The following is a 4811-nucleotide window of genomic DNA, read 5'->3' on the forward strand; positions in this document are numbered from 1 at the left end:
GGTAGCGCTGTTATTCAACTGAATATTGGTCAAGGCACTATTGCCATCCAATTGTTCAATGCCACTAATGAAATATTGTGGTGGGGTGTTTTGCCCCGAGCTGATGTAAAACTTCTGTCCATCAAACTCGATTTCGCTACTGGAAACTGGTAAATTAACCCGGGAAACGTTCCAGTTGACCCCGTTTGAACTCCATAGGATACGGTTGTAGTTGTTTTGATCTACAATGTTATTTCCTGAACTATGGTGTCCTAAAACTACAAATAATCCTCCCCTGTAAACTACTTTTGTCCATACACCTGTATGGTCACTTTGCGTCCAAGTAAGTCCATCGGTACTACTTGCAATTTTTCCACCTCCAACAACTACAAACTTTCCTTGTCCATAAGCAACTCCATTCCAATTAAGCTGTACAGCAGGATCATCGCTTTGTGCGACAGTTGTATTCCAGTTTATCCCATCGGTACTAACAATGATTTTTTTATCCTCCCTGTTTAAATCATTATAATCTCTATGACCAACGGCAATGAATTTTCCATTTCCAAAAGCCAATGCTGTAAAGTCAATCTCATACGATTCAAGGCTTATCTGGTTGATTCCTTCTCCATCTAGACTATATGCAAACGTGGCAAAATCTCTGTCAGATTGAAATCTTACCGGATTATTTGATGAGGTAAAAACAAACCTTCCGTTTCCATAAACACCAGCCCTCCAATCCAAGGTTGTTGGAGAAGTAGAATTATAATTTATCCTAGAAAAATTTCTATTACTAAAACTGACGCCATCTGTACTTGAAAACACTTTGGCCTGTGTGTAATCACGATCTGAAACTACAGACATGTACTTGCCACCACCATACACCAAAATACCTGGAGATGATTCATAGTAAGCAGTAAGAATAGTTGAAGAGCGTGTCCATGCGGTACCGTCAACACCTTGGGCAGGGTAAATACCTGAGTTTGAACCAATACCGTATGCTCCAAATGCGGTATATTTACCATTAGCGAAAACCAGGTTGGTAACATGATAATTGTCATTATCATACCCTGCTTGCATGTTATTTTTGGTCCATGATCCTACTTTCGTCCATGGCGCCATCACATCAAAAGAAGCGGAATTAGTTACTGCTCCGTCCGTAATGGTAAAAATCAATCCAGAACCCGCTTGTGATGGGGTTGCAGCATTGAGATTAGCAATGCCCTTTACAAAAGAGGCCGAACCAGTAATTCCGGCAGTGCCAGAATAGCTGACATTAGCATTATAGTCAATTTTGGTGTTTCCGTTTGCATCTTTCGCGACGATAGAAACGCCTTCAATCGCCTCATTTTTAATATGTTTAGAAGAAAAGCCAGAAATCTGAAAAGAAGCCAAAGCTCCAATCTGCTGAACATCAAATACCCGCATATTACCTCCCCTTAGAAATGCTCTTGGAAAAGTTGCAGAAGAGGTAGCTCGTAAAAAGAATAGCTCCTCTGAAAAAAGATTCGCCGGTGCATTGAGTACCTCAAACCAATTTATGCCATCCAAACTGTACATTTGAAACATCTGAGTAGCATCAGAAACCAAAGGCGAACCCGAGGCAAAGTAAAAACCATTGGCATGGTCTATAAAATTCCAGTTTCTTCTCAGCGGGAGGTTTGTTAACGGCGTCCAATTGGAGCCATCTTCACTCTTTAGGAAGTAATCTTGAGGGCCCACGAGCCAAAATAAATCGTCCGAACTCCCTGTTCCGGGGATGTAATGAAAATCATTTACTTGAAAAGATGCGGGAAGACTTGTTTTGGTCCAGGAAATTCCAAAATCTGAGGATACAAACTGATCGTTACCTTGAAAAAATATAAATCCGGCGGCGGTATAACTTAAATCTTTATACCCAAAAATATTGGTGTGGCCATTTCCATCTCGATAATTGGTAAATAATTCCAGGGGAGAAGACCATGTAAGCCCATCCGTACTTTCCATTCGTTTAGTTTTTGTTGCCTTATATCTTGCGTTATCGAGAATATACTCCGTAGCTAAAGCCAAAAACTTTCCATTTCCGAAGACTATCTTTTCAATATTAGAATATGTATTAGGATTGGGGTACAGATGATTATAAAATGTAGAAGATTTAAAATTGGCATCCGTCACCTCTGTCCATGAAGTACCATCGCTTGAAGAAAATAATCGGCTGATATTGAGGTTGTACATCGAGTTGTCCCATTGCTGCACAAGCAGATAAAATTTACCATTTAAAAACTCAAACTGTGTAATACTTTCCCGATTAGAAGGAGAACCCAAGGCATTGCTAAGATCAGGCACAGAAATTCGCTGCCAAGTAGCTCCATTGTCTGTGGATTTAACCAAGGTCACAATATCTTGGTTTAGCGTTACGCCACCCAGCAGCACTGAATTATCGGCATTCACCGCCAATTTAGAAACAACTTCATTGGCTAAGAGCACCGTACTTGTTCCGTTAGAAAAAGATACAGTGGCGTAGGAAAAGGTTTTATCCTGAGCTTGTACGCTCCAGGACAACATTAGGAAAATACTTAAACTAAATGCAATTAAACCTTTTTGAAATCTGAGCCAAGGTGCCATATACTTGATATTATTTTTTTAATAAATGAAATAAAAAAAGAAAAATTACGCCATAATCAAATAGATCTAATTTTGATAATTAAAAACGATGCCCCTTTACGTTTAGATGAATGTTATTTAATTCAACCGAAAAGGTCACTATTACTTAGTATCAAGAACACAAATAGCATTGAGGATTTGCTCTTCTTTAAAATTTTAGAAAAGAATACATCTTCATACTAAATGGCTTTAGATATAAATAGAAAATCAGAAATGCAATTTTTTAATCCCAAAGGTAAAAGTAAAAACAGCTGCAATAGATCCATTCAGTCCCAAAACCAGTTTTGAGACTAAATTTCAGGAATGCTAATTATGAAGTTAAGTCTGGGGATTACAAGTCTGGGGATGGAATAAATGAGTATAAGACGCCTAAAGAATAAGAAATACCAAAATGGATTCCTCAAAGGGCAAATGAAAATATTAGTAGAAAACCTTGCTTATTACCTGAAGTTGAAAAAACTCAATAGAATATAAACCCATTAATTTGAGCCCAACTTTTCCGCATAATCCTTAGGGGTGAGACCCTCTAATTCCTTAAATATTCTAAAAAAACTTGAACGAGAGCTAAATCCAGACTCCATGCCCAATGATTCGATGGTATGGATTTCGTGACGACCTTCTTTAATAAGTTGTTTTACATATTCAACTCTGTTTTTATTCAATAAATCTTGAAATCTAATACCGACACGGTGATTAAGTAAGGTGTTGATTGCCCGTGCAGGGCAACCCAAATCATTGGCTACATCTGCTATTTTAAGGGCTGAATTTGTAAAAACCAAAGGATCCGAAACTCGCTCAATCAAATTATCAATAATTACTTTAAGACCTTCTTCAGTATATCTTTCAACTAATGCTTGATAATGATCTATCCCATCCGACAAGTCTAAATTGAAATCACTCTCATTCTTTGCAGTTTTATACTTACCATTACTCAGGGAGGGCGGTCGCATAAAAATTTGGAAACCGAAAATGGTTATCACTATAAGCCCATAAATGTTAATAACAAGTAGAGTTCCAAACTGCTTAAGATTGGGATCAAAGCCTGCTACACCCATTAAATAAAGTCCCACAAATAAAATCACAAACAATACATAAGCTATCGAAACAACCTTAATCCATGCGTAGCCTACCTTTTTATTCCGGAAAACATCTTTTACCAGAACAAATATCAAGCCTATATAAATCAGGCTTTGTAGGATCCTTAAGCCATAATGAAGTTGTATTGGAATGACACCACTACCTCTAAAAAAGAAATTATTAAAGTCTTCAGCAATCATACCTGCAATTAGCCTCTTCTCCTCCAAAGGCAATAGATAAAAAGGAATGAGCTCTAAAAAATGAAAAATCGCAGGCAAAAAATGCAAAAAATCGATTTTTTTAATTCCGATGATTCCTTCAAGACTATTCCTAAGATAAAGGTAAAACAAGGGGCCAATCAAATAAATCAGGGGACTTACAACCCTAAGCAAATGAGGAAATTTTACTAATAAACCTGATGAACGTAGTATATAATATGAGAAAGCAAGAGCAATAATTAATAAAGCAGCTCCCAAAAAACGATCGTTTTTTGCTCCTTGCCCATTCTTCATAAGAATGGATATTCCAAGAAATGCTCCAATAAAAACTACACCTGATATTATGATATCATAATAACTCATAAATATAAATTATTTGATTTGAGGGCCAAAATAATACAAATAAACAAAAAACGAAGATTATAAGAATATATTTAGTTTTAATTAATTAAAATAAATTAAAAATTAATCTATTATATTAACAGGAATAAATTATTGATAGATTTTACATTAAACATTCTACTTTCCAATTAAAAATCAAATATTTAGATTTAAAAATGAAGCAAAAGCTAATATTAATTAGTACATAATAAATATCCCTTTTGAAGAAAATAATAAAAAAAAATTTAAGGATGCAAATCTTGTGAATTCAGAAAAATTACCTGCATCCACCTTTAAATTAGATTGGAATAAAATAATTTTACAAAACATTTGTAAAAAACGGGAAAAACATAGCTTAACCGGCTTTAAGGTTCAGGAGATAGACATTCAAATGAATAGTGGAAATCTTTTTACTAAGCAAATAATTATTTGATAACAGTCTTTATTTTTTTTCATAGCTTCGAAATTATATTTTTAAAAAAATAATTTATATGCCAATTTTATCAAACTATACAG

General features: G+C 35.4%; 2 protein-coding genes. Both read right to left on the reverse strand.

The features are described from left to right. On the reverse strand, positions 1–2580 hold a 2580-nt coding region (locus ACILQF_RS12860), incomplete at its 3' end, for a hypothetical protein (protein WP_395627800.1). Positions 2581–3098: 518 nt separating this feature from the next. Continuing rightward, complete coding sequence (locus ACILQF_RS12865; RefSeq protein ID WP_395627801.1) at positions 3099–4277, reverse strand: helix-turn-helix domain-containing protein; 1179 nt, start codon at positions 4275–4277, stop codon at positions 3099–3101. Positions 4278–4811: the final 534 nt, after the last annotated feature.

The organism is Daejeonella sp., from assembly GCF_044232565.1.
In the GTDB taxonomy this organism is placed as follows: Bacteria; Bacteroidota; Bacteroidia; order Sphingobacteriales; family Sphingobacteriaceae; genus Daejeonella.